We start from the raw sequence: 24,321 nt of genomic DNA on the forward strand, positions 1-24,321 counted from the left end.
CCAGCGCCGAGCTACGAGGACGGTGCCAGGTCACAGCGAGTCATAGGATGTTTCCCGGCCGGTAGGACGCGGCCTCAGGGTGCGATTTCGCCGCCAAAGCCACCCTTTCGGCGACGCGGTCCACCTGATCGCCTGCGGCGCCGATGAATTCACCCGGATTCGCGACGAGCGCGTCGAGCCCGGCCCGGTCGAGGGGCAGACGCGGGTCGGCGGCGAGCCGGTCGAACAGGTCGTTCTCGCGCTGGCCGGACTCGCGCATGGCGCGGGCGACGGCGACGGCGTGCTCTTTGATGGCCTCGTGCGCGTCTTCGCGGCCCCCGCCCTGCTTGACGGCCGCCATGAGGACCTTTGTGGACGTCAGGAAGGGCAGGTAGCGGTCGAGTTCGGCGCCGATGACGGCCGGGTACGCCCCGAAGTTGTCGAGGATCGTGAGGAAGGTCTCAAACAATCCGTCGACGGCGTAGAAGAGGTCGGGGAGGGCGACGCGCCTCACCACCGAGCAGGAGACGTCCCCTTCGTTCCACTGGTCGCCGGCGAGCTCGCCGAGCATCGCGGCGTACCCGCGCACGACCACGGCGAGGCCGTTGACGCGCTCGGAGGAGCGGGTGTTCATCTTGTGCGGCATCGCGGACGAGCCGACCTGGCCGGGCATGAACCCCTCGGTGGCGAGCTCGGCCCCGGCCATGAGCCGGATGGTGAGCGCGGCGGAGGAGGGGCCGGCCACGGCCTGGACGAGCGCGGAGCCGACCTCGTAGTCGAGCGAGCGCGGGTAGACCTGGCCGACTGAGTCCATGACGCGCTCGAACCCGAGGTGGGCGGCGACGCGGGTCTCGAGCTCGGCGAGTTTCGCGGTGTCGCCGTCGAAGAGGTCCAGCATGTCCTGCGCGGTGCCCACGGGGCCCTTGATGCCGCGCAGGGGGTAGCGCTTGAGCAGGTCCTCGATGCGGTCGAGCGCGGCGAGGAGCTCTTCGGCCCAGGTCGCGAACCGCTTCCCGAGGGTGGTGGCCTGGGCGGGCACGTTGTGGCTGCGCCCGGCCATGACGAGATCGCGGTGCTGCGCGGCGCGGGCGGCGAGGCGCACGAGCGCGGCCACGAGCCGGTCGCGCACGAGTTCGAGCGACTGGCGGACCTGCATCTGCTCGACGTTCTCGGTGAGGTCGCGGCTGGTCATGCCCTTGTGGATGTGCTGGTGCCCTGCGAGGTCGGAGAACTCCTCGATGCGGGCCTTCACGTCGTGCTTGGTGACGCGCTCGCGGTCGGCGATCGAGGCGAGGTCGACCTGGTCGAGGACGCGCTCGTAGGCGGCGACCACGCCGTCGGGGACGGTCACGCCGAGGTCGTGCTGGGCCTGGAGGACGGCCAGCCACAGGCGCCGCTCGGCCTTGATCTTGCCGACGGGGTCCCAGATATCGCGCATCGGGGCGGAGGCATAACGCTCGGCGAGCACATTCGCAGTCACGCGCCCATCATGGCATTGCGCGCGCCTGCGCGCCCACGACCGGCGGCGGGGCGTGACCCGCACGGCGCGGCGGCGGCCGCTGCGCACTACCCGCCCGGTACGGGTGGGTCACTGTCAGCGCCCATCCCGAACCCCCACCCACCCAGGGGACCGTAGTGCCGACATTGCCCCGCGGGTACGACAAGAACCGGCCTCCCGGGCGCCCGTGTCACCCGAAAGAGACCGCGCTCGCGGGCGCGTCGGCCGCGCCCGGCCGGTCCCGAGTTGCGGGAACCACTCGGCGTGGCGGTTAACCTGCACGTATCCGCCACGTAAACTGGGCTTGTGCGAGTACTCCTGATCGGCTCCGGCGGCCGCGAGCACGCCCTCGCGGCGTCGCTGGCCGAGGACGAATCCGTCACCAAGCTCATCTGCGCCCCCGGGAACCCCGGCATGGCCGCCCTCGGCGACTGCGTGCCGGTGAACCAGACCGACCCGGCCGCCGTGGCCTCCCTGGCGGTGACCTCCGCGGCCGACCTCGTCATCGTCGGCCCCGAGGCCCCGCTGGTCGCGGGCGTCGCCGACGCGGTCCGCGCGAAGGGCATCCCGGTCTACGGACCCAGCGGCGAGGCCGCCCTCATCGAGGGCTCGAAGGCCTTCGCGAAGGAGGTCATGGCCGCCGCCGGCGTCCCGACCGCCGCCGCGCGCGTCTGCAAGACCCGTGAGGAGGCCGAGGCCGCGCTCGACGAGTTCGGCGCGCCCTACGTCGTCAAGGACGACGGCCTCGCCGCCGGCAAGGGCGTCGTCGTCACCGACGACCGCGCCCAGGCCCTCGCCCACGCCCTCGAATGCGAGCGCGTGGTCATCGAGGAGTACCTGGACGGCCCCGAGGTCTCCCTCTTCGTCGTCAGCGACGGCACGCACGCCAAGGCGCTGCTGCCCGCGCAGGACTTCAAGCGCATCGGCGACGGCGGCACCGGCCCCAACACCGGCGGCATGGGCGCGTACACGCCGCTGCCGTGGGCCCCTGACGACCTCGTGGCCGAGATCATGGAGCGCGTCGCCGAGCCGACCCTGGCCGAGCTCGCCGGGCGCGGCATCCCGTTCGTCGGCACCCTCTACTGCGGTCTGGCCCTGACCTCGAAGGGCCTCAAGGTCGTCGAGTTCAACGCCCGCTTCGGCGACCCGGAGATCCAGGCGGTCCTCGCCCTCCTGGAGTCCCCCCTCGGCAAGCTGCTGCACGCGGCGGCCACCGGCAGGCTCGATGACTTCGGCAGCCTGTGGTGGCGCGAAGGCGCGGCCGTGTGCGTCGTCGTCTCCAACGAGGGCTACCCCGGCACCACGGTGACGGGCCGCCCGCTCTACGGCGCCGACGAGGCGGGCGTCTTCCACGCCGGCACCGCGCTCGACGCCTCCGGGCAGCTCATCGCCACCGGCGGCCGCGTCCTCAACTGCGTCGGCACGGGCGCCTCGGTCGCCCAGGCCCGCCAGGAGGCCTACGCCCTCGCCGAGGGCGTCAAGCTCGAGGGCGGCTACTACCGCAAGGACATCGCCGCGAACATCTAGCGCGGCAAGCAGAACGGAGGGCCGGACGCATCGCGTCCGGCCCTCCGCGCCGTTCAGCCCGTGTAAGCGTCCACGGCGACGACCTCGTCGCACTGGTCGCGCACCCAGTCGTCGTGGGTGGCGATCACGACGCACGCTCCGTCGTCGGCCATCTCGCGAAGCAGCCGCACCACGGTCTCGGTGTTGCCGTGGTCCAGAGCCCCGGTCGGCTCATCGGCGAGCACCAGCTTGGGCCGCTTAACCAGCAGGCGGGCCAAGGCCACCCGCTGCTGCTCGCCGCCGGACAGCCGGCTCACCCGCTCGCCGCCGCGCCCCGCCAGCCCCACTCGTTCGAGCGCATCGGCGGCGACGCTCCGCGCCTTGCCGCCTCGCACTCGGCGGACGCGGAGCGCCACGTCGAGGTTCTGTGCGATGGTCGCGTTCTCGACCAGTGCGTAGTTCTGGAACAGGTAGCCGAGGACGTCGCGCCGGAACCGCCGCGTCGCGCCCGGGCCGAGCCGGGTGAGGTCCCGTTCGCCGTAGCGGATCTCGCCGCCGGTCGGCTTCTCGAGCAGGCCGAAGCAGTTCAGCAGCGTGGACTTCCCCGACCCGCTGGGGCCGGTCAGCGCGGTCATCCGCGCCGGTTTCAGGTGCAGGTCGAGGCCGCTCCAGAGCTTTCGCTCACCGAAGGCCATCTCCAGGGTCCGTGTCTCCAGCACTGCGGTGCCTCCATCGGTAGTCATGCTGCTATGCCTCGCTCGCGCCGTCGCGGACCACGCGGCGATGGGTGAACGCCAATGCGGCGATCACGCCGCCGACCGCCACGAGCCCGAGCAGGCCCATCGACGTCCACTCGGGGACGCCGAGCGTCGGCGTCGCGAACGGGGGCCGCTCGCCGTACATCCGGTGGATCTCGCGGTTCTGCGACCAGACCTGGTACGGCAGCCAGGCGAGCAGCACCAGGAGGACGCCGAGTTCGAAGGACATGAGCAGTCGGTGCACCGCCGTGTACCGCCAGCCGTTGACATGGCGGGCGAAGATCCACTGCGCGTGCTGCCGGGTGTGCACGAGCACGGTCCCGATGCCGGTGACGACCAGCACGAGGGCCGCCGCGAAGGCGCTGAACAGATTGAGTCTGAACTCGCGCAGCAGGTCCTGGTGTTCGGCCGCGACGCCCGCGGCCACCGGTGTCGCCGACATGATGAACCTGGCGAGTTCCGGGTCCTGCTCCAGCGCCGCCTCGACGGCCGCGGGGTCCGGGAAGAGCGCGCTCCTGCCGGTGGCGAACTGCAGGTACCCGTCGTCGTTGAGCAGGCCGGACGCCGCCGGGACGACGACGATCACGGGATCGGTCGCGTACGTCTCGTCCTGCTGGAGCTGCCCGTGGGCACGCCCTGCGCCGCCCGTCGTGTTGTAGGTGAAGACCGCTTGGCCGCCTCGGGTCTGCACGGGCCGCACCGCGGCCAGCGTGTCCGGATCGGACCAGATGACGTCCGCGGCCAGGGCTCCGACGACCTCGTCGCCCCGGTCCCAGAGCCCGGCGGGCACGAGCACGCGGGGCGTCGCGCCGCCGGGGGCGGCGGTGCCGCCGTCGGCCAGCTCGATCCGCTGCTCCTCGAGGAACAGGTCGTTGACGTAGAGGACCGGCTGCGCCGCCAGAGCGGGATCGGCGGACGGCAGCACCCGCTCACCGGCGAGGAGCAGGCGCCCCGCCTGGTCCTCCCTCCGCAGCCAGGAGCCGACGACGCGCACCATCGCCTCCTCTTCCTCGATCGACCCCAGCCCGACGGTGATCGAGGCCGTGTCCCCCAGTCGCGCGTAGTCGTCGAAGACGCGGTCGCGTTGCGCGAGATCGCTTCCGAGGGCGAACGCCTGGGAGACCAGGGCGAGCGCGATCACGACGGTGACCAGGCGCAGCGTGTACGCGACGCCGGCGGCGGTCCTGCCGGGGAGTTCCCCTTTGACGGAGGCCAGGATCCGCACCTGCATCGTCAGCAGCAGCATCACCGCGTGCGCGGCGACGGCCGCCGACGTCAGCACGAGGACGAGGCACAGGACCACGGCGACATACCGGCCGATGCCGACGAGCCCGTTGTAGAAGGCCAGCGCGGCGAGTGCGGTCGCGAGGGTCGCGGCCCCCGCCGTCACCCACACCTTCGCCACTCGGCGCAGGTCGCCGAGCAGCAGGCTCCCGAACGGCAGCCCTTGCAGGCGGCCGATGCCGTAGGCGCGGGTCCCCAGCAGGACGCCCGCGCCGACGATCGCGGCGGCGACCAGGAGCATCATCGACAGCGCTGAGCTCATCGAGCGGTCGACCAGTTCGAGCACCGTTTCCCAAGCGGTCGTTTCGAACCGATCGGTCCGCAGTCCCTGGGATTCCAGGAAGTCGGCCAGCTCGCGGGCCTTCTCCGGCGCTCCGAAAACAGCGTAGTTCCCGGCCGCGTCGCCGTCCAGGGCGTCGTACGGCCGCACCTGCGTGTCGACGGACCGCGAGAAGTCGTCGAAACCGCCGGCGAGCCAGTCGGCGCCGGGAACGGCCGGGTCGCCGTCGACGAGGTAGAGGACCCTGCCGCCCTGCCAGTCGTCGAAATCGCGCCGCTCTTCGGCGAAGGTGATCTGATGCTCGAGGGCGAATGCGGCGATCGCCGGCCGAAGGGACTCCGACGGCTCCGTCGATTCCCCTTCGGAGACCGTTATTCCGGAAGCGACCGTGAGCGGAACCTGTTCGTCCCAATGAATCGTGAACAGGAAACCGAGAATCGCGGCGAACGCCCAATTGGCCGCGTGGACGAATCCGATGCTTCGGTGTGCCAAGCTTCGTTGCCTTTGCCGATAGGAGCCGTGGAGGGACGGCGGGGCCGCCCCTCCACAGCTAGGTGCTCACAGGTCTCTTGTGGACCGGATCAGCAGCGGTTGTTCCAGTACGCCTCGTCGACCCAGATGGTGTCCGGGGCGTCGGCCCGCGCCCAGATGCCGGCGTTGGCGGTGGCCCGCTCGAAGTAGGCGCCGTTCACGCTGGCCGTGTGGCAGCTGGAACCGTGGTAGTAGTCCGACCAGACCTCGCCGCCGCCGACACCGTGGTACCAGGTGCCGCCGCCGACGCTCTCGGCCAATGCGGGCGCCGCCGCACCGATGACGAAGGTGGCCGCAACGGCCCCGGTGGTGAGAATTCGCTTGAGCTTCAAGGCTCTTGCTCCGTTTCTGTTTCGGAGCAGCACGACAGCGTCTATCGCTCTGATATCTTTGTCGCGGCAGCTCCGTATTGCGGTTGGTTGCCTCGGCTTGGCGTGACGGTTGGGAAGCTGCTGCGCCAAGCCTCGTCCATATGAATCCCGGACTGGCTCCAGTCTTTCAGGTGCATTCGCGAGTGGCAAGTGCGCCAAGGCATGTTGGCGGTGCACCGCCAGTCTCACATCACCGTTGCCGATCGGTGCGTCTCTTTGCGCCTCCGGCGCAGTCGCAATGCTCGTCATTCTTGTGCGATTCGGCATGGACTTGCAAATCCTCGCTGGTGATCACGCGGCGGTCGAAGGCGAGCAGGAGCATCACCTCGCGGTTCTTCGCCTTCAATGCCCTGCGCGCGCTCGCGATCTCGCGCTCGACCGAGCGCTGCGAGAGGTGGAGGCGTGCCGCGATCTCCGAATTGGTCATCCCTTTCGCGATGCAGACCAGTACCTGGCGTTGCCTCTCGGTGAGGCGGTCAGCTTGATGCAGTCCGGGGTCAGACTTACTCATGTGCCCTTCCGCGTTGCCGGCTCCCCCGAGGGGAGGAAGAAGCGTTCAGCGACTCAGCGTAACAGCATCCGCCTTCGCGATTGGTACACAATATTCGCAAGCCACATGAAAGGGCTGCGCCTCAAGGGGACTGACACGGCGGCCGGGGCGGCCCCGGCAGCGGCCGCGCAAGCGAGACGGAGGGCCGGACGCATCGCGTCCGGCCCTCCGCTGCGTCCAGACGCCTACGCGCCCAGGGGGTCCCGGGAGACCGGGCAGGACATGCAGCGCGGGCCGCCGCGGCCCGAGCCGAGTTCGGAGCCGGCGATGGTCATGACCTTGATGTCGGCGCGTTCGAGACGCGCGTTCGTGACCGTGTTGCGCTCGTAGGCGACCGCGAGGCCGGGTGCGAGGGCGAGGGTGTTGTTCCCGTCATCCCACTGCTCCCGCTCGGCGGTGACCACGTCGCGCGCGCCGGTGTGGATGATCTCGATCCGGTCGACGCCGATGGCCTCGGCCGCCGCGTCCAGGAACCGCTTCGGGCCCTGGATGTCCAGGGTCTCACCGCCGTCGGCGCTGGTGAGCGTGTACGCCTCCAGGCGCTGCTCGGCCGGGGCGTACATGACCATGCGGTCGCGGTCGACCATGGTGCACACCGTGTCGAGGTGCATCGTGGCGCGGCGCTGCGCGATCGGGACGACCAGCACCGTGCGGATGCGGCCGTGCGCGAACGCCTTGCGCGCCAGGCGCTCCGCGCCCGCCGGGGTGGTGCGCTCGCCGACGCCGACGGCCAGGACGCCCGGCGCGAGGGCGAGTACGTCGCCGCCTTCCAGGTGCTCCAGCGACGGGTCGTACAGCTTCGGCACCGCGGCGAAGCGCGGGTGGTGGTGGTAGATCAGGCCGGTCAGGGTGGTCTCGCGCCGCCGCGCGGGCATCGCGAGGCTGGTCACGGCCACCGCGTCGCCGATCCAGACGGCCGAGTCCCGCGTGAACATCATGTTCGGCAGCGGGTCGATCACGAACTCGGTGGGCCGCATCATCTTGTGCCGCAGCGAGGTCGAGGAGCCGAACTCCTCCTTCGTCAAGCCCTCCACGAGGACCGCCGCGAGCCGTTCGGGCTCGAGGTCGGCCAGGTACGCCGCGAGCTCGCGCCCGAGCGTCTGCCCCAGTCGCGGGTCGGCGGTGACCGACACGCTCACGGCCGCGCGGGCCTCGGGGATCTCGAGGCTCTCGGCGAGCAGCGCGCCGATGTACAGGACCTCGACGCCGTGCTCGAGGAGCGTCCCGGCGAACCGGTCGTGCTCGGCCTGGGCCCGTTCGACCCAGGGGATCCCGTCGAACAGCAGCGCGCCGTTGTTGCGGGGGGTCAAGCGGCGCAGTTCGCCTCCGGGGCGGTGGAGCACGACACTGCGAAGGCGCCCCACCTCGGAATCGACACCGAAAGCGGGCGCGTCATCAGCACTCATGATCTGAGGGTAGACGCGCGGGGGACGAAGATCAACTTATCTCTGTTAACGTGGACAGACTGAGCGTTACGAACTACCCCCGGGACGCCCACATTGACACAACTCGAACTCGTCATCCCGCTGCGGCACTCCGGTCCCGGACCCGACGGCAGGAGGCTCGACCCGGCCCTGGCCACCTGGCGCACCGCCGTGGCCGCCAGCGCCGACGCCTGCCTGCTCCTCGCGGCCGACACCCGGATCGTCGCCACCTCCCGGGCCGCCCGCCGAGTGCTCGGCTTCGGCCCCGAGGTCGACGTCGAGATGCCGCGCTTCCTGGACGCCGGCATCAGGTTCCTCGACTTCACGGCCGGCGCCCACCCGCTCGTCGACGCCGAGCTCGCCCGCCTCGCGCCGGTCCAGACCCTCCAGACCGACGCGCTCGAACGCAGCCTCATGCGCATCGAGCAGCGCGGCGTGCACCGCACCTTCGACGTCACCTCGTCGCCGCTGCACTCGCCGCCGCGCCTCGACGCGGTCGGCTCTCTGACGTTCCTCACCCCGATGGGGCCGTCGTAGGCCGCCGCGCAACGCGAAGCGCCACGCGGCGGCCGGATCGGGCGTTCAGAGGGCGAGCAGCGTCCGGCTCGCCCGCTCGGTGTCCTGCAGCGGCTTGAGCGCCAACCGCATCAAGGCCACGACACTGTCGTCGCCCGCGATGCGGTTCGTGCTCAGCTCGCCGCACGAGCGGCACTGGTGGACGATCATCCACTCGCCGTCGGGGCGGGCGAAGATCGCCACCGCCTCCATCCGCCCGCGGCACGCCGCGTCCCGGTCGCCCGGGATGCGGCGGTCCACGTGCAGACTCGCCAGGCAGTTCGGGCAGTGGTTGCGGTGCGCGGTCCCCGGGGCGACCACCGGAACGGTCAGACGGCAACCGACGCAGCGGAAATCGTTCGCCCGGTGGCCGCCGCCGGCGTGCAGGACCTCCTTGTGGCGCTGCCGCCGCTGCGCGTCGTCGCGCGGCCTGGTGCGTCGTGGCATCGTCGCACCTCCTACAGGCTGCCGAGCGCTTCGAGCGGGAACGGGGGCTGCGCGAGCGGTCGCACCGCCATGCGCATGAGCATGAGCTGGTTGTCGTCCGCGCACACGGGATTGGAGGTGAGCTCGTCGCACCGCACGCAGCGGTGGACGAGCATCCAGTCGCCGGTCCGCAGGACGGCGATGGCGATCGGGGTCATCCGGCCCTCGCAGTCGCTCGGCCCGCCCTCGACGTGGTCGGTGACGTGCCGCGAGTGCAGGCAGGACGGACAGTGGTTGCGCACCGAATCGTCGGCGGCGCTCCTGGTGACGGTGAGACCGCACCAAGCGCAGGTGAACGTGTGGATCTTGAGCGTGTTGCCGGTGTTCGACACCTCGGGGCTCCTTGCTGGAGGAAATCGGGAATGACAGCAAGAGAGGCCGAGCGGCCTTCGGTGGGCGCGCGCGTCCGGCGCCTGCGGCGCAGGCGTTCACGGAGCGAGGCGACGCTGCGGCACCGCGCCCGGTCACCGCACCGGAGATGCGGCGGACAGGGTCTTACGCGGTGCGGGGAGGCGCACTCGGCGCATACCGGGACATCAACACTGCTTTCTAGGGCCGCAAGGGACCCGAACACCGGTCCGCGAACTGCGGATCCGCGATCACGGTAGGACGGACGCGAAAACCCTGTCAACGGGTTTTCGCGCCGGCGGTCAGTCGGCGTTGAGGTCGTAGATCACGGCGGTCTCCGTGCGCTCCACCTCGACCCCGTACGGGTCGATGGCCGTGTCGAGGCCGTCCCAGTCGCTGCCCGGGAGCGAGCCCGGCACGACCACGACGGTCTCGATCCCCGCCTCGCGCAGGGACGTGATCGCGTCCTCCCCCGGGAAGCCCGTCGACATCGACTTGAGGCCCGCCTGCTCGTCCGGCGTGAACGCCGCGACCCCGTTGGCGACCTCCGGGAAGCCGTCGATCGACCAGTACTGGACCTTCGTGTCGCCCCCGCCCGCGGGCAGGAACAGCACGGGCCCTTCGAGTTCGGACATGTCGACCGGCGCCTGCGGCACCTCGGTGTACGGCGCCACCGTCATCCCCTCCCACAGGACGAGGAAGGCCGGCAGGAACAGCAGCGCGTGGATCCGCTTGGGCGCCTTCACCTTCAGGCGCTTGTCGATACGGGCGCGGTGCGCCAGCTCGTCGGCGTCGTCGGCGATGCGCGTGAGCGTCCCCGCCGCCAGCACCGCCAGGATCAGCGTCAGGTAGATCGCCAGCCGGCCCGGCGTGCGGATCGCGTCCCAGCCCGGCGCGTACTCGTACAGCAGCACCCACGCCCATGACCCGTCGTCGAGGAAGTTGGGGCCCATGGCGATCGCGAACACGACCGCGCCGCCCAGGGCGAGCCACACCCGCTGCCGGCCCGTCCAGCACGACCACACCAGGCCCGCCATCGCCAGCGCGAACAGCGTGAAGCCCACCAAAAGCGCCTGCTCGGGCGCCCACGTCAGCTCGGCGCGGGCGGCCTCGTGCGCCTCGCCCCACACGCGGGACTCCTGGGGCGCGATGATGAAGCTCTGCCAGGTGGGGGCGAACCACTTGATGTAGGCGATGTCGCGGATCGCCTCGGGGTAGTTCTCGGCGACCACGGCGTGCTTGTCGGCGATCCACAGCACGCCGAGGCTGAACACGGAGCCGCCGACGCCGTTGGCGGCCAGGGTCTGCCAGCGCAGGCGCGGGCGCTTGGCGAGCCAGTGGAGGCCGACGACGACGCCGATGCCGAGGAGCAGGTAGACGAAGGGGATGCCGAGTCCGGCGCCGATCGCGAACTGCCACAGGGCGGTGAGCCACCCGGCGATGATCCAGCCGGGCCGCTGCCGCTCAGGCTTGAAGCCTCCTCTGAGGGAGTAGCCGTGGCCGCGGGCGAGCATGGCGAGGGCGAGGGCGATGCCGCCGCTGGAGAGGACCTGGAGGTGCCCGGCCTGTCCGAGTTTCCAAGGGGCGTAGGCGAAGGCCGCGGCGGCGACGGCGGAGCCGGCGACGCGGGCGCCGAGCTGGCGCAGGAGGGCGTACGCGCCGAGGAACGCGAGGGCGAACGTGCCGATGTAGAGGAGGTTGTAGACGACGAGCGCGCTGGTGGGGCTGGTGATGAAGAGCGCGGCGGGCGCGTAGCCCATGAGGGTGTCGGTGAAGAGGTAGGCGTCGTCGAGGGGCCAGAAGCTGTTGGTGTCCCAGATCCCTGCGGGGTTCTCGCGGAGGGCGTGGCCGACCCAGCCGAGGATGTAGGTGAGCAGCAGCGGGTCGCCGGTGTCGTGGGGGATGCGGTCGGTGAGGTGCCGGGCGAGGGGCCAGGTCATGGCGAGGGCGAGGAGGACGCTGCAGAGTCCGGCGAGGGTCCATTCGCTGCGGGCGGCGCGGCGCAGGGCGCGGCCGAAGGCCCGCCAGCGGCCGGGCCGGAGCGTCTCGGGCGGGTGCTCGCCGCCGGCGAAGCGCTGCCAGCGCTCGGATTCGTGGATGGTGGTGTCGCCGGTGCCGGTCCGGGGGCCTTCGCCGGGGGGCGTGGGCTCGGGCTCGCGGGTCGCGGCGGGCTCGGTGTCGGGCGCAGGTGTGGCCATGGGGTTCTCGCGGTCCCTCGCTCGGTGCTGTCACGGACATCCTACGGACGGGTGCGCCGCTCGATACGGGCGCATGAGGACGGATCGCGGCGGGCGCGGCGGATTCGGGGGGAGCGCGGCCGTCACCTTTCGCGCGCCCGCTCGTTGAACGCTCTTGAGACCTGATTCCCGCTAACGATCAGGTCGTGATCCGGTCGAAGACGCAGTTGGAGAGCCGCAGGTATGGGAAGTCACACCACGAAGCCCGGTAAGCAGTCCCGGGCCCAGACGCGTCCTCCGCTGCCGTACCCGGTGAACGACGGCCGGGTCGCGCCCGCGATCCAGGAGGCCATGGACCGGCGCGCGCACCGGCGGAAGTCGCGCCTGGCGGCGATCTCGGCCGCCTCGATGCTGGCGATCGGCGGTGCGGCCGGGGTGAGCATCGCGACCGCGGACGAGCCGGAGTCGGGCAGCGGCAGCGAGGTCGTGTTCAGCGGCGACTGCGGCACGCTCGGCCTGGTGTCGGCGACCTCCTCCCCCGACGCGTCGGAGCTGACGGTGGAGCAGGGCTCGCAGGTGCGGTACAGCAACGACCTGGGCACCGACGCGAAGCTGCACGTGGGCGACGAAGTGTACGACATCGGCTCGGGGGCGAGCCAGGTGTTCGAGATGAACCGCTCGGCCGAGGTGGCGATGGTCCCGAACTGCCACGGTCTGTTCGCCGAGTACGAGTCGGCGCAGGTCCGCGTGGTCGAGGCGCAGGCCGATGAGCAGCCGAACGAGGACGAGGCGGGCGAGGACATCGCGCTGCCGCCGACGGACGGCGGCGATGACGATGCGCCCGAAGACGACTCGCAGGGCGAGGGCGACGCGGCCGCGGACGGCGGCGAGGCCCAGCAGGGCGAGGTCGCCGAGGACCCGGCCGCCGCGGAAGAGGAGCCCGCGGTGGAGGACGAAGAGGTCAACGCGTTCGGCCCGCCGCCTTCGGCGCAGGACTCCGGCGCGGGCGGCGACAGCCCGGCCGTCGATGTCGAGGTCGTCGCGGTCGACCCGAAGGCCGTGGCCGACGGCGCGAACGGCCTCTTGGCGCTGGTCGCGATCATCTGCCTGGTCGGCATGGCCGCCGCGGTGACGCGCACCCTTCTCAAGCAGCGGGCGGCGGCGTGACGCCGGTGCCCGTCCCGAGCCCGGCGCCGCAGGCCGCCGCGACCGCTCCCGTTCCCGCCTCCCCGACCGTCGGCGCGCAGCCCGCGCCGCGGGCGCACTCGCACGGCGCGCAGGCGTCGGCGTGGGTGCCGGGGGGCAGGGTGCGGAACCGGCGCGACCGGCAGCGCGCGGCCCGGTGCCTCACCGGCCCCGACCAGGCCCGCGCTTCGCGGGCCTCCCGGTTGCGGCGCGGTGCGGTGGAGTCTCCGTGAGGCACTGCGGTTCGGGCGGTCGTTGATGGTCATTTCCTCCCCAGGTCCCATTTCGAGCGCCCGTCCCAGTGCCTCACGGCCCGCCGATACAGAGCTTTGAGCGAAGCGCCCGCCCTCGGCGGGCGCTTCGGCGTTCCGGGGCCGCCGGCAGGCGGGCGACCGCGGCGAGAGCGGGATCACCAGGGTGATCCAGGCGGTGTTGCGCAACCGTTACGGAACTCTCAATCACCCCTGCTTGTGGTCGCTTCGATGACTGCTTTAGCGTGGGCCGCAGCATTTCGTTCGCGCCCCCGCACTGAAGCAAGGTTCCTGTTGTGACCTCCCCGCCCAAGCACGCCCCATCGCGACGGCTCTGGCCCTTCCTGGTCGTCCCTGCCATCGCCGTGCTCATCGCGGCCGTGATCTACGTCGTGGACCTCTCCGGCGACGACGGCGGTGCCGGCGGCTCGGCGGCCGGGACCCTGCCCGGCTCCCAGCAGTCCGCCGACGAGGACTCCACGCTGCAGCCCTCGGAGGAGGAGCTGCGCCTGGCCGCGCAGAGCCGCCTGCAGGACGACCTCGACGCCGCCGTCGGCGAGTACGTGGCGGGGCTCGAGGACGAGAACTTCTACGCCTCGGTCGCGGTGGACGACGCGGAGTTCCAGCTCGCGTACGAGGGCGACGTGCAGCACGACACGGCGTCGATCGTGAAGGTCGAGATCCTGACGATGGTGCTGGAGGCGTACGGGACGCTCGACGAGGTGCCGGACTGGCTGCTGGCGGCGGCAGAGTCGATGATCAAGGACTCGAGCAACGACGCCACGAACCAGATGCTGTACGGCGGCACGTTCGACGACGGGCACGACGCGATCCGGCAGGCGCACATCGACTACGGGCTCGCGAACACGAACCCGAACGAGACCGAGCAGTGGGGCAAGACGCAGACGACCGCGGTGGACCAGCTGCGGATGCTGGAACTGGCGCTGTACGAGGGCGTGCTCGACGCCGAGCAGGTGGACTACGCGCGTTCGCTCATGGGCGACCTGGCGGACTCGCAGCAGTGGGGCGTCTCGGCCGCGGCGGCCGAGGACGAGACCGTGTGGATGAAGAACGGCTGGGACACGCGCGACGCGATGGGCGGCGAGTGGGTGGTGAACTCGATCGGCGTGATCGAGGGCGAGTCCGAGGCGCCGATCAAGATCGCGATCCTCACCGGCGGCTCGGCCACCGACGACGAGGGCATCGAGCGGGTCGAGGCGCTCGCGGAGATCATCCGCGAGGTCGTCGACACCGACCCGTACGCCTAGGCGGTAGACCGCCCTTCCCGCTGCGCCGAGGGCATCGGCCGCCGCGCGTGGCCGGCTCGCCGTCTCGTAGCCGCCGTGACTCGATCGCACTCCGCGCGTGGGCGCTCGTTCGAGTCGCCGTCGTGTGGTCGCCATGACTCGATCGCACTACGCGCGTAGGCGCTCTTTCGAGTCGCCGTCGGGTGGTCGCCATGACTCGATCGCGCTCCGCGCGTAGTCACTCTTTCGGGTGACATTGCCGCCGCCAGTGGCGTTTTCGGCGGTTTCCTGTCGGACCCGGGCTGGAGGCTTGCGGCGGACCCTTCTTTCCCCTCGAGTGGTGGGTGGGGGTTGGTGGACGGCCGATCGCGGGCTCTACCCTCGCGGGATGAGCGATCTGATCTCCGCGCTGCGCGGGGCCGGGCTGTCGCCCGTGACCGATGCCGATGTCCTGGCCGCGCATTCGGTGGACCACGCCGGGCTCGTGCCGCCCGGCCGGGCGGCGGCGCTCGTCCGTGCGGCGTCGACGGCGGAGGTCAGCGCCACCCTGCAGGTCGCCGCCGAACTCGGGGTTCCCGTGGTGCCGCAAGGGGCCCGCACCGGTCTCGCCGGAGCGGCGACCGCGGTGGACGGGGCGGTCCTCCTCGACGTCTCCCCCATGGACGAGATCCTCTCGATCGACCCGGTCAACCGCCTCGCGGTGGTGCAGCCCGGCGTGCTCAACGCCGCGATCAGCAGCGCCGCAAGCGAACACGGGCTGCGCTACAGCCCCGACCCGGGCTCGTGGCAGATCTCCACGATCGGCGGGAACATCGCCACCGCGGCGGGCGGCATGTGCTGCGTCAAGTACGGGACCACCCCGGAGTACGTGCTGGGCCTCGAGGTCGTGCTCGCCTCGGGCGAGGTCATGCGCTGCGGCCGCGAGACCGCGAAGGGCGTCGCCGGGTACGACCTGGTGCGGCTGTTCTGCGGATCCGAAGGGACCCTGGGGGTCATCACCGAGGCCACCGTGAAGCTCTCGCCGATCCCGGCCGGGCGGCTCACCCTCGCGGCGGTCTTCGGCACCACCGCTGACGCCGGGCGCGCCGTCACCGCGATCATGGCCGCGGGCGCGCAGCCGAGCCTGCTCGAGCTCATCGACAACGTGCACCTGCGGGCGCTGGAAGCCCTGCGCCCCATGGGGTTGCCGGTCGAGGCCGCCGCGATGCTGCTCGTGGCCGCCGACGCGAATCCGGCCGAGGAGCTGGCGGCGATCGAAGCGCTCTGCACCGAGGCCGGCGCCTCAGAGGTCTACCGCGCCACCGACGCCGAGGAGGCCGACGCGCTCCTCGAATCGCGGCGCAGCGCCTACCACGCGATGGAGCGGTTGGGCACGGTCCTGGTCGACGACATCGCGGTGCCGCGCTCGCGCCTGGCCGAAGCGCTCGACGGCGTGCAGGCCGCGGCCGCGAAGCACGGCGTGGTCATCGGCGTCATCGCCCATGCGGGGGACGGGAACCTGCACCCGAACATCATCGTGCACCCGGAGGAGCCGGGCTCGCTCGAAGCCGGGCGGGCCGCGTTCGACGAGATCCTGGAGATGGCACTCGCCATGGGCGGCACCATCACCGGTGAGCACGGCGTGGGAATGCTCAAACGCGATTGGCTCGCAAAGGAACTCGACCCGGTGAATCTGGCAGTGCAGCGGCGGATCAAAAACGCGCTCGACCCGCTCGGCATCCTCAACCCCGGCAAAGTCCTCGCAGGTTGAGTGCCGCGGACTCACGGTTTCGATGCGGCCGAGATGGTTTCGTGTCGTTCCTGTTACACGTTAATGGGGCCGCAGCGCTTGCCCATTCGCTGCGGCCCCGATAAAGTGGAGGAGCTCCACTTTTCATTGGCACCAGTAGGGCTGTGCCCGATTGCCCTTACTGGTTTTGTGCCCCCGGATTGTTCCGTGCCTCCCGGAAGACTGCCCATGTCCGTCCGTTTGGCTTGTCGGCGTGACCGGAACACTCATTACTATGAGGACCGTCTCTGGGCGTGGCCTGTGCTGAGCCTGAGAAGAACCTGGGAAACGATGTCAAACCGTTACTCGGGAACCTCGAAGCCCGCGAGTTTGTCCAGCTCAGCCGTGATGTCAGGGCGCAGCTCCACCGGCACGTCATCGATCTGGGTGATGAAGGCCACACCGCGCACGGAGGAGCTCAGCCACGCCGCCTCGGCGTTCTTCAAGTCCTCCACCGAGATCAGCTTCTCCGCGGTCTTCAAGCCCGCCTTAGGGGCCTGCTCCAGCAGGTACGCACTCGTCGTGCCCGGCAGGATGCCCGTCGAGGTCGGCGTGGTGCAGAGGGTCTCGCCCTCGAGCCACAGCAGCGACGAGGTCGGGCCCTCCAGGGCGAAGCCGTCGGCCGAGACCCACAGGGCGTCGTCCGCGCCCTGCGTCTTCGCCCAGCGGGTCACCGCCATCATCGTCGCGTACGACAGGGCTTTGACGCCGCCTAGAAGCCACGGGGCTTCACCCCGCGCATCGGCATTCACCCCCAAGGTCGCCGTGGCGATCTTCAGGCCGTCCCGGCGCGGCAGGATGCGCTCGCGCGGCACCGGGTCGACGGTGGCGTAGACCGTGGGCGGCCCGCCGTGCTCGCGGCCGCGGGTGGCGACCAGGCGCAGCGCGCCCTCGCCCTCGGCCCGCTCGCGCCAAGCGGCGAGCGCCTGCTCGGCGAGCTCGGCCATGTCCGCCTTCGCGGGCAGCTCGAACTCCATGCGGCGCGCGGAGTTCGCCATGCGGTCGAGGTGCTCCGAGAGCAGGAAGGCCTGCCCGGCGCGGACGTTGATGGTCTCGAAGACGCCGTCGCCCCGAAGGACTCCGAGGTCGTCGGCGCACAGGAGCGGCGCGTCGGAGTCGACGACGCCGCGGTGCAGTACTGCGGTCACTAGTGCCATGTGCTCATTCTGCCCCCGGTCACCGCCCGCAGCACCCCACCCACCACCCCCCGCCCACCACTGGAGGGGAGAATACTGTGCCAGCGTGGCCGAGGGGTACGACAAGAACCGGCCCCCGCGCCCCCCATGTCACCCGAACGAGTGAGCCCCGGGGCGGCGGCAGCGCAGGCGTCCGCTCGGCGGCCGGCGCAGTACGATGCACGTATGCCCACCGAAGCCGAGGCCGAGACCGAACTGGCGGCGGTGCTGCGCTCCAAGGGACTGCGCATGACCGCGCAGCGCCAGCTCGTCCTGGAAGCCGTCCGCGCGCTCGGACACGCGACCCCCGAGCAGATCCACGAGCGCATCCGCGGCCAGGTCGAAGGCGTGAACATCACCACTGTCTACCGCACCCTCGACCTGCTCGAAGAGCTCCAGCTCGTCTCGCACACCCACCTCTCCCACGGCGCCCCGACGTACCATCTGTCAGGCGACCGCGGCCACGCGCACCTCGTGTGCCACCGCTGCGGCCGGATCACCGAGGTCGACCCCTCCCTGTTCGCGAACGCGCGGGAGGAAGTCGCCGACACCTGCGGGTTCGTCATGGACATCGGCCACGTCGCCGTGTTCGGGACCTGCGCCGAATGCCTGGAGAAGCACGCATGAACACCTCGTTCAGCAACACCGCCGCGCCCTCGCCGCTCCTGAACCTGCCCGGCGCCGTCGCCACCGACGCCGGCCGCACCGCCTGGCACTACGGCGGCCCGCTCACCGAGCAGCGCAAGGCGATGGAGACCGGCGCGCTGTTCGACCGCTCCGACCGCGACCTCGTCTCCGTCACCGGCCCGGCCCGCCTCGAATGGCTGCACTCGCTCACCACCCAGCACCTGACGAGCCTCAAGCCGCACGAAGGCACCGAAGCGCTCGTCCTCTCCCCCACCGGCCGCGTCGAGCACCACATGAACGTCTTCGACGACGGCACCACCACCTGGCTCGACACCGAGCCCGGCCGCGGCGAAGCGCTCCTGAAGTACCTGGAGCTCATGAAGTTCCGCACCGAGGTCGACATCCGCGACGAGAACGCCGCGTGGGCGCTGTTCACCTACACGTTCAAGGACGCCGACGAGGCCGCGCCGACCGTGCAGCCCGTCCCCGCCGCGAAGTTCGTGCAGCGCGACATCCCCCTGAACCCCACCGCGGTCTACCCCGGCGACGCGCTCGACTCCGCCGACGGCTGGATCCGCCGCACCGACGCGCTCGGCGTCCCCACCTTCGACCTGTGCGTCCGTCGCGCGGACGTCGAGACGTTCCTGCTCGGCGGCGACGCGGTCCCCGCCGGCACCTGGGCCTGGGACGCCGTCCGCGTCGCCGCGGGCCTGCCCGCCTTCGGGACCGACACCGACGAGAAGACCGTCCCGCACGAGGTCCCGCGCTGGATCGAACGCGCCGTCCACTTCAACAAGGGCTGCTACCGCGGCCAGGAGACCGTCGCGAAGGTCCACCACCTGGGCCAGCCGCCGCGCCGACTCGTCATGCTCCACCTCGACGGCACGAGCGAGCAGCCGCCCGCCAACGGCACCCCGATCCTCATGGGCGACAAGCAGATCGGCCTCATCGGCACCGCCGTGCAGCATTACGAGCTGGGCCAGATCGCGCTCGCCCTCGTGAAACGCGCCGTTGCCGCCGACTCGGACGTGCGTCTCATCGTGGGCGATCAGGCAGCGAGTCTCTAGCCGCGCGACTAGCCTCGCGGTATGAGTGCTACCTACCGCGGCGGTGAACCCGTCGCCGAGATCGTCCGGTCCGGATTCGCCGAGAGCCTCCACCGGGGCAGCGTCGCCGTCATCGACCCCTCCGGGAACCTCCTCGCCTCGATCGGCGACACCGGCTCCCCCGTCTTCCCCCGTTCCTCCAACAAGCCCATGCAGGCCCTCGCCATGCTCCGCGCCGGCTGGACGCCCGGCACCGAGGCCGACCTCGCCATCGCCTCCGCGAGCCACCGCGGCGAGCCGTTCCACCTCGCCCAGGTCGCCTCCGTGCTCGGCGGCGCCGGACTCGGCGAGGCCGACCTCCAGTGCCCGCCCGACCTGCCCAGCGACCCCACCGCCCGCAACGCGGTGGTCGCCGCGGGCATTGGCGCCCGCCGCGTCTACATGAACTGCTCCGGCAAGCACGCCGGGATGCTCGCGGCCTGCGCCGCGAACGGCTGGGACCTCGCGACCTACCGCGACCCCGAGCACCCGTTCCAGCGGCTCGTGATCGCCACCGTCGAAGAGCTCACCGGCGACGCCGTCGAAGCCATCGGCGTCGACGGCTGCGGCGCTCCCGTCCTGGCCGTCACCCTCGCCGGGCTCGCCCGCGCCTTCGCGCGCCTCGTCGAGGCACCGGCCGGCTCGAACGAGCGCCGCGTCGCGGACGCCATGCGCGCCAACGCGAAGCTCATCGACGGAACCCGCGGCCCCGACCACCGCATGATGACCGCCCTGCCCGGCCTCCTCGCCAAGGGCGGCGCCGAAGGCGTCCACGTGCTCGCCGCCCCCGGCGTCGGCGCGGTCGCCGTCAAGATCGACGACGGCGCGGGCCGGGCCTCCACGCCCGTCGCCCTGCGCGCGCTCACCAAGCTCGCCGGCTACGAGGTCCCCGCGGACGCCAAGCCCGAGGTCGACTCGCTCACATGGCCGGAAGTCACCGGCGGCGAGCAGCAGGTCGGGCGGCTCCGGCCGCTCCTGTGAGTGGCCCGCGACTCAACCAAGGCAATACCCGGTGGTGACCTGAAGCGAGCGCAGGATAGTATCGTTCCCGTCGGCTTCGCCGACAACTCACGCGAGTGGCGACTGTGCTTTGGATTCCGCCACTCGCTGGCGCGAGTGGCGGAATGGCAGACGCGCTGGCTTCAGGTGCCAGTGTCCGTAAGGACGTGGGGGTTCAAGTCCCCCCTCGCGCACGGATAGAGCCCGATGGTTTCGACCATCGGGCTTTTTCGCGCCTTCAGCACGCGACCGACGGCCCGGGTTCCGGGGCCGCAGCCAAGTGTCGCCGAGTCCTCGGGCCGCTCCAGCGCACCGCCTACGGGAACACCCCGCGGACCTTCCGCGTTAGGCTCGGGAAGGAACGGACACCGAGACGAGTGGGGCCACACCGACCATGACTGAAGCGAACAGCAAGCCGGAGCAGGGCGGCTACGAGGAGCGCGGGTCGGAGGACCAGCCGCTCATCGTCGACGCCGACGGCAACCCCGTGACCGCCGAGGCTGAGGCGAAGGACGTCGACGCCGAGGACCGGTACGAGTCGGACCCGACCAAGCTCGTCCCCGAACCGGCCAAGGTCATGCGCGTCGGCTCGATGATCAAGCAGCTCCTCGAGGAGGTGCGCGCCGCCGACCTCGACGACAAGGGCCGCCAGCGCCTGCGCGATATCCACGCCCGGTCGATCGCCGAGCTCGAGTCCGGGCTGGCCCCGGAGCTGCGGGACGAGCTGGAGCGGCTGTCGCTGCCGTTCAGCGCCGACGAGATCCCGACCGAGGCGGAGCTGCGGATCGCTCAGGCCCAGCTCGTGGGCTGGTTGGAAGGGCTGTTCCATGGCATCCAGGCGGCGCTGGTGGCGCAGCAGATGGCGGCCCGCCTGCAGCTGGACCAGATGCGCTCGGGCGAGTTGAAGGCCCTGCCGGCGGGTGAGGACGTTCCGCCGCAGCTCCGGGCCGTGATGGCCGAGCGGGCGGCGCGCGGTGACGATCGCGACCACCATCCCGGGCAGTACCTGTAGGGCTGTCACATGCCTTAGACTTTGGCCTGCCTTCCCGGCGGGGCCCGGCCGCGCCCGCGGCGGGGGCCAGAGTGGCTCGAGGGTGTCGCCCGGTGCGGTCCGCGAGCCATAATTGGTCCCACCCGACCTTTCCCGCAGCCGGGGTGAGACCACTGGAGAGCTGAACACGGTGCTGTACAAGACGTTGCAATGGACGGCCGCGCCGACCATCAAGCTCATCTACAGGCCTTGGATCGACGGGAAAGAGAACATCCCGGAGGACGGGCCGGTCATCCTGGCGTCGAACCACCTCTCCGTGGCCGACCACTACTTCCTGGGTCTGACGACCAAGCGCCACATCGCGACGATGGCGAAGATCGAGTACTTCACCGGCGCGGGCCTGAAGGGGAAGATCATCTCCTCGACGGTGAAGGCGCTGGGGCAGGTCGCGGTGGACCGCTCGGGCGGGCGCAAGAGCGCCGCGTCGCTGGAGCCGTCGCTGGAGGTGCTTGAGGAGGGCCGCGTGTTCGCGATCTTCCCGGAGGGCACGCGCTCCCCCGACGGCCGCCTGTACCGGGGCAAGCCGGGTGTGGCGCGGTTGGCGCTCACGTCGGGTGCGCCGGTGATCCCGGTGGGGTTGATCGGGACGGAGAAGGTGCTGCCGATCGGCGAGTCGCGGCCGCGTGTGGCGCCGGTGGGCGTGCGGGTGGGCAAGCCGCTCGATTTCACGCGGTACAAGGGCATGGAGAACGACCGGGTGGTGATCCGGGCGGTCACCGACGAGGTGATGGACGCGATCCGGCGCCTCACGGGCCAGGAGTACGTGGACAAGTACGCGAAGCGCAACGGCTCCGGTTCCGAGAGCTCGGATTAGCGGGTCGTGCTGGTGGCGGCGCCGGTGGGCGTCGCCGTTCCCGTCGGGGTGGCGGTGCCGGTCGGCGTTCCGGCGGGCGCCGTGGGCGTGGCGGTGCCCGACGGGGTGAGGCCGCCGAGCGGCGGGGTCGCGGTGCCGGTGGGCAGCGGGGGCGTCCCGGTGCCGAGTCCGGGCTGGGACTGCATGCCGTCGACGGGGCTGATGACGACGCCCCAGATCTCGACGGGCACCGGCGGCGCGCCGTCGTATTCGACGGTCTCGGTGAGGGCCGCGATCTGGTCGAGCACTTCGTAGCCGTCGACGATGCCGCCGATGACGCTGACGCCGGCGGTGGGGACGGCCGCGCCGCGGATGAGCGCGAAGGCGCTGCCCGCGCGGCCCTTGTCGTCGGTGATGAGGGCGAGCACGTCGGCGACGTCGTTGCCGGCCATGCCGGTCTCGGCCTGGAAGCGCCAGCCGGGGCCGTACGTGTCCTCGGTGTCCTCTTCGGCGGCGCCGGCGAGGCCGGGGCTGCCGCAGCGGAGGATCGCGGTCGGGTCGACGGCCTGCGTGGTGAGCCGGTCGCATTCGTGCGAGGCGTAGAACGGGGTCTGCGCGAGGTGTGTGAAGGCCTCGACGCCGCAGGGGGCGAGGTCGCCCCACAGGAGCACGACGATCTCGCCGTAGCTGGTCTGGATCGTGGCGAGGGAGCGTTCTTCGGGGGCGCCGGGCTGCATGGGGTCGGCGCCGTTCCCGGTGTCGTCCGCTTCGGTGACGGTGCACTGCTCGGTGATGACCTCGCCGGCCTCTTCGGCGGCTTCGCCGTCGTCGCGGAAGGCGAGCCAGGCGACCGCGGCGATCGAGCCGGCGGTGAGGAGGACCGCGCCGAGCCCGGCGAGTCCGCGCTTCAAGCTGCCGGTGCCCTCGCGCTGCCAGGGGGCCGTCCCGCGGAAGGGGTTCGACGCTACGGGCTCGTGGTCGGTCTCGCTTCGGTCGTGGCGGGGCTCCATGTCTGTGCATCGTACGGGGCCTCGTCTCGGGCGAGGTAGGCGTATCCGACGCAGATCAGACCGTAGGCGAGGGCGACGCCGACGAGGGTGCCGGGCGCGTAGCCGTTCTCGGGGACGACGAACGCGGCCGCGAAGAGCCCGGCGAGGTAGCCGACGTTGTAGACGGTGTCGTTGACGCTGAAGACGCGGCCGCGGTAGGCGTCCTCGACGCCCCGCTGGATGCTCGTGTCCACAGTGATCTTGAGGCCTTGGGAGGCGATGTTCACCAGGAGGACCGCGACGGCGAACATGACCGGCAGCAGCACTCCCGAGAGCGTCCCGGCGACGACCGCGCACAGCGCCATGAGGGCCACGATCCAGTTCTTCGGCCCCCACACGCGGGTCGCGCGCGGGGTGGCGATGGCCGCGGCCAGCACGCCGACGTTGCCGAGGACGGCGAGCACCAGCAGCCACGCGATCGTGGTCTTGCGGGTCGGATCGGACTCGATGTCCCAGAAGAACCCCATGAACAGGGCGATCGAGATGATGAACACGATCCCGTACAGGAACCGGTGCAGCCCCTGCACGGCCATGACCAGGGCCGGGCCCTTGCGGCGGCCGAGGTGCTTGAACCCCTCCCACATGCCCGAGCTGGTCTGCGCGATCCCGCGCCACAGCCCGCTCGGCGCCTCTTCGTCCGCCTCCGGGCCGAGGTCGTGGCGGCGGAACGACATCCCCACGATGCACGCCGACGCGAGGTAGCCGCAGCCCGCCGCGAGCGCGAGCATCGAGTACGACACCCCCGAGTCCATGAGCTTCGCGATGCCGGTGGTGGCCAGGCCGAGCCCGTACGCGAGCGCGCCGAGCGTCGACGCGAGCGAGTTCGCGGTCACGAGGTCCTTCGCGGGCACCACCTGCGGGTGCGCGGCCCCGAGGCCGGCGAGCACGAACCGGTTGGCGGCCAGCACGATCATGGCGCACAGCACCCACGACCAGTTGAACCCGCCGGGCAGCGTCAGGCAGATGACGATCATCAGCGCCGCCCGCCCCAGGTTCGCCCCGCCGATGAGGTTGCGGCGGCTGAACCGGTCGAGCACCGTGCCCACATACGGCCCGAGCAGGGAGTACGGGCCGAGGAGGATCGCGACGGCGGCGGCGTACCGGAACGGGTCGCTCGCCTCGCCCAGCGCGGGGTTGAAGAACACCGAGAGCGCCAGCGAGGCCTGGAACATGCCGTCGGCGGCCTGGGACGTCAGCCGCACCGCCAGCAGGTGCCTGAATCGGCGGTTGCTCGCGAGGTTCCGAACGTGGCCGTCGGTGCGCATTGTCCGAGGATAACTCCGGTGAAAGCCAAGGGGGACCCCTCTTCGAAGCTCGCGCTCCGGAACGGGGTCCCCCTGTGGA

At 71.3% G+C, this 24,321-nt stretch carries 22 protein-coding genes and 1 tRNA gene; 11 read left to right on the plus strand and 12 right to left on the minus strand.

From position 1 onward, the window contains the following. Window positions 1-40: 40 nt before the first annotated feature. A complete protein-coding gene (gene purB / locus AB0K52_RS19350) occupies window positions 41-1,459 on the minus strand; it encodes an adenylosuccinate lyase (RefSeq protein ID WP_363534026.1) in 1,419 nt (472 codons plus the stop codon). 324 nt (window positions 1,460-1,783) lie between these two features. Here purB and purD point away from each other — a divergent pair, with 324 nt between their 5' ends. Further along, the gene (gene purD, locus AB0K52_RS19355) at window positions 1,784-3,004 is read left to right on the plus strand and encodes a phosphoribosylamine--glycine ligase (protein ID WP_363534029.1); all 1,221 of its coding nucleotides are present in this window, start codon (window positions 1,784-1,786) and stop codon (window positions 3,002-3,004) included. Window positions 3,005-3,057: 53 nt separating this feature from the next. Here the strand turns inward: purD and AB0K52_RS19360 are convergent, their stop codons facing one another. The 5 genes from AB0K52_RS19360 to AB0K52_RS19380 form a co-directional block, all read right to left on the minus strand. Next, entirely contained in the window at window positions 3,058-3,726 is a 669-nt protein-coding gene (locus AB0K52_RS19360; protein WP_363534032.1) for an ABC transporter ATP-binding protein, read from the minus strand. Between the two features lie 4 nt (window positions 3,727-3,730). After that, window positions 3,731-5,797, minus strand: coding sequence for a hypothetical protein (locus AB0K52_RS19365; RefSeq protein ID WP_363534035.1), 2,067 nt, complete (start codon window positions 5,795-5,797; stop codon window positions 3,731-3,733). A gap of 89 nt (window positions 5,798-5,886) precedes the next feature. Continuing rightward, a complete protein-coding gene (locus AB0K52_RS19370; RefSeq protein WP_363534038.1) occupies window positions 5,887-6,168 on the minus strand; it encodes a lactococcin 972 family bacteriocin in 282 nt (93 codons plus the stop codon). Between the two features lie 229 nt (window positions 6,169-6,397). Further along, window positions 6,398-6,718, minus strand: coding sequence for a helix-turn-helix transcriptional regulator (locus tag AB0K52_RS19375; protein ID WP_363534041.1), 321 nt, complete (start codon window positions 6,716-6,718; stop codon window positions 6,398-6,400). A 224-nt stretch (window positions 6,719-6,942) separates the two neighbouring features. Beyond that, the gene (locus AB0K52_RS19380) at window positions 6,943-8,163 is read right to left on the minus strand and encodes an arginine deiminase (RefSeq protein WP_363534044.1); all 1,221 of its coding nucleotides are present in this window, start codon (window positions 8,161-8,163) and stop codon (window positions 6,943-6,945) included. A 93-nt stretch (window positions 8,164-8,256) separates the two neighbouring features. Here AB0K52_RS19380 and AB0K52_RS19385 point away from each other — a divergent pair, with 93 nt between their 5' ends. Continuing rightward, window positions 8,257-8,718 (plus strand): hypothetical protein, encoded by a 462-nt coding sequence (locus AB0K52_RS19385; RefSeq protein ID WP_363534047.1) that lies wholly within the window; start codon window positions 8,257-8,259, stop codon window positions 8,716-8,718. Window positions 8,719-8,763: 45 nt separating this feature from the next. Here AB0K52_RS19385 and AB0K52_RS19390 read toward each other — a convergent pair whose 3' ends face one another. The 3 genes from AB0K52_RS19390 to AB0K52_RS19400 all read right to left on the minus strand — a co-directional run bounded on the left by AB0K52_RS19390 (window position 8,764) and on the right by AB0K52_RS19400 (window position 11,768). Beyond that, the gene (locus AB0K52_RS19390) at window positions 8,764-9,183 is read right to left on the minus strand and encodes an RNHCP domain-containing protein (RefSeq protein ID WP_363534050.1); all 420 of its coding nucleotides are present in this window, start codon (window positions 9,181-9,183) and stop codon (window positions 8,764-8,766) included. An 11-nt stretch (window positions 9,184-9,194) separates the two neighbouring features. Beyond that, window positions 9,195-9,554: an RNHCP domain-containing protein gene (locus tag AB0K52_RS19395; protein ID WP_363534054.1), complete on the minus strand. Its 360-nt coding sequence runs from the start codon at window positions 9,552-9,554 to the stop codon at window positions 9,195-9,197. Between the two features lie 318 nt (window positions 9,555-9,872). After that, a complete protein-coding gene (locus AB0K52_RS19400) occupies window positions 9,873-11,768 on the minus strand; it encodes a hypothetical protein (protein WP_363534057.1) in 1,896 nt (631 codons plus the stop codon). Window positions 11,769-11,990: 222 nt separating this feature from the next. Here AB0K52_RS19400 and AB0K52_RS19405 point away from each other — a divergent pair, with 222 nt between their 5' ends. The 3 genes from AB0K52_RS19405 (at window position 11,991) to AB0K52_RS19415 (ending at window position 16,180) form a co-directional block, all read left to right on the plus strand. Then, a complete protein-coding gene (locus AB0K52_RS19405; protein WP_363534060.1) occupies window positions 11,991-12,914 on the plus strand; it encodes a hypothetical protein in 924 nt (307 codons plus the stop codon). Window positions 12,915-13,479: 565 nt separating this feature from the next. Beyond that, a complete protein-coding gene (locus AB0K52_RS19410; protein WP_363534063.1) occupies window positions 13,480-14,451 on the plus strand; it encodes a hypothetical protein in 972 nt (323 codons plus the stop codon). A 367-nt stretch (window positions 14,452-14,818) separates the two neighbouring features. Beyond that, on the plus strand, window positions 14,819-16,180 hold the full coding sequence (locus AB0K52_RS19415; RefSeq protein ID WP_363534066.1) for an FAD-linked oxidase C-terminal domain-containing protein: 1,362 nt from the start codon (window positions 14,819-14,821) through the stop codon (window positions 16,178-16,180). A 320-nt stretch (window positions 16,181-16,500) separates the two neighbouring features. On the opposite strand, the gene AB0K52_RS19420 is transcribed toward AB0K52_RS19415, so the two are convergent. Then, on the minus strand, window positions 16,501-17,355 hold the full coding sequence (locus AB0K52_RS19420) for an aminotransferase class IV (RefSeq protein WP_363534069.1): 855 nt from the start codon (window positions 17,353-17,355) through the stop codon (window positions 16,501-16,503). Window positions 17,356-17,559: 204 nt separating this feature from the next. Between AB0K52_RS19420 and AB0K52_RS19425 the strand changes: the two genes are divergently transcribed. The 6 genes from AB0K52_RS19425 to AB0K52_RS19450 all read left to right on the plus strand — a co-directional run bounded on the left by AB0K52_RS19425 (window position 17,560) and on the right by AB0K52_RS19450 (window position 21,949). Beyond that, entirely contained in the window at window positions 17,560-18,000 is a 441-nt protein-coding gene (locus AB0K52_RS19425) for a transcriptional repressor (protein ID WP_208497759.1), read from the plus strand. Then, window positions 17,997-19,067 carry a folate-binding protein gene (locus AB0K52_RS19430; RefSeq protein WP_363534072.1) on the plus strand — a complete coding sequence of 357 codons (1,071 nt, stop codon included), beginning with the start codon at window positions 17,997-17,999 and terminating at the stop codon, window positions 19,065-19,067. The genes AB0K52_RS19425 and AB0K52_RS19430 overlap by 4 nt, the downstream gene beginning before the upstream one ends. A 21-nt stretch (window positions 19,068-19,088) precedes the next feature. Beyond that, entirely contained in the window at window positions 19,089-20,066 is a 978-nt protein-coding gene (locus AB0K52_RS19435) for an asparaginase (protein WP_363534075.1), read from the plus strand. 129 nt (window positions 20,067-20,195) lie between these two features. Beyond that, window positions 20,196-20,278, plus strand: a tRNA-Leu gene (locus tag AB0K52_RS19440). Between the two features lie 200 nt (window positions 20,279-20,478). Then, window positions 20,479-21,096: a bacterial proteasome activator family protein gene (locus AB0K52_RS19445; RefSeq protein ID WP_363534078.1), complete on the plus strand. Its 618-nt coding sequence runs from the start codon at window positions 20,479-20,481 to the stop codon at window positions 21,094-21,096. Window positions 21,097-21,265: 169 nt separating this feature from the next. Then, a complete protein-coding gene (locus AB0K52_RS19450) occupies window positions 21,266-21,949 on the plus strand; it encodes a lysophospholipid acyltransferase family protein (protein ID WP_208497755.1) in 684 nt (227 codons plus the stop codon). Here AB0K52_RS19450 and AB0K52_RS19455 read toward each other — a convergent pair. Both AB0K52_RS19455 and AB0K52_RS19460 read right to left on the minus strand, forming a co-directional pair. Then, window positions 21,946-22,938 (minus strand): peptidylprolyl isomerase, encoded by a 993-nt coding sequence (locus AB0K52_RS19455; protein ID WP_363534082.1) that lies wholly within the window; start codon window positions 22,936-22,938, stop codon window positions 21,946-21,948. The genes AB0K52_RS19450 and AB0K52_RS19455 overlap by 4 nt on opposite strands. Then, window positions 22,893-24,242, minus strand: coding sequence for an MFS transporter (locus tag AB0K52_RS19460; RefSeq protein ID WP_363534085.1), 1,350 nt, complete (start codon window positions 24,240-24,242; stop codon window positions 22,893-22,895). The genes AB0K52_RS19455 and AB0K52_RS19460 overlap by 46 nt, the downstream gene beginning before the upstream one ends. Window positions 24,243-24,321 lie beyond the last annotated feature (79 nt).

The sequence above is a fragment of the Glycomyces sp. NPDC049804 genome (genome assembly GCF_040674615.1).
Taxonomy (GTDB): Bacteria; Actinomycetota; Actinomycetes; order Mycobacteriales; family Micromonosporaceae; genus Glycomyces; species Glycomyces niveus.

Bases quoted from the DNA above. Each gene is read 5' to 3' on its own strand.
- AB0K52_RS19360 (WP_363534032.1), bottom strand. From the start codon at position 3,726: ATGACTACCGATGGAGGCACCGCAGTGCTGGAGACACGGACCCTGGAG.
- AB0K52_RS19375 (WP_363534041.1), bottom strand. From the start codon at position 6,718: ATGAGTAAGTCTGACCCCGGACTGCATCAAGCTGACCGCCTCACCGAG.
- AB0K52_RS19380 (WP_363534044.1), bottom strand. From the start codon at position 8,163: ATGAGTGCTGATGACGCGCCCGCTTTCGGTGTCGATTCCGAGGTGGGG.
- AB0K52_RS19390 (WP_363534050.1), bottom strand. From the start codon at position 9,183: ATGCCACGACGCACCAGGCCGCGCGACGACGCGCAGCGGCGGCAGCGC.
- AB0K52_RS19400 (WP_363534057.1), bottom strand. From the start codon at position 11,768: ATGGCCACACCTGCGCCCGACACCGAGCCCGCCGCGACCCGCGAGCCC.
- AB0K52_RS19405 (WP_363534060.1), top strand. From the start codon at position 11,991: ATGGGAAGTCACACCACGAAGCCCGGTAAGCAGTCCCGGGCCCAGACG.
- AB0K52_RS19415 (WP_363534066.1), top strand. From the start codon at position 14,819: ATGAGCGATCTGATCTCCGCGCTGCGCGGGGCCGGGCTGTCGCCCGTG.
- AB0K52_RS19420 (WP_363534069.1), bottom strand. From the start codon at position 17,355: ATGGCACTAGTGACCGCAGTACTGCACCGCGGCGTCGTCGACTCCGAC.
- AB0K52_RS19425 (WP_208497759.1), top strand. From the start codon at position 17,560: ATGCCCACCGAAGCCGAGGCCGAGACCGAACTGGCGGCGGTGCTGCGC.
- AB0K52_RS19430 (WP_363534072.1), top strand. From the start codon at position 17,997: ATGAACACCTCGTTCAGCAACACCGCCGCGCCCTCGCCGCTCCTGAAC.
- AB0K52_RS19435 (WP_363534075.1), top strand. From the start codon at position 19,089: ATGAGTGCTACCTACCGCGGCGGTGAACCCGTCGCCGAGATCGTCCGG.
- AB0K52_RS19445 (WP_363534078.1), top strand. From the start codon at position 20,479: ATGACTGAAGCGAACAGCAAGCCGGAGCAGGGCGGCTACGAGGAGCGC.
- AB0K52_RS19455 (WP_363534082.1), bottom strand. From the start codon at position 22,938: ATGGAGCCCCGCCACGACCGAAGCGAGACCGACCACGAGCCCGTAGCG.
- AB0K52_RS19460 (WP_363534085.1), bottom strand. From the start codon at position 24,242: ATGCGCACCGACGGCCACGTTCGGAACCTCGCGAGCAACCGCCGATTC.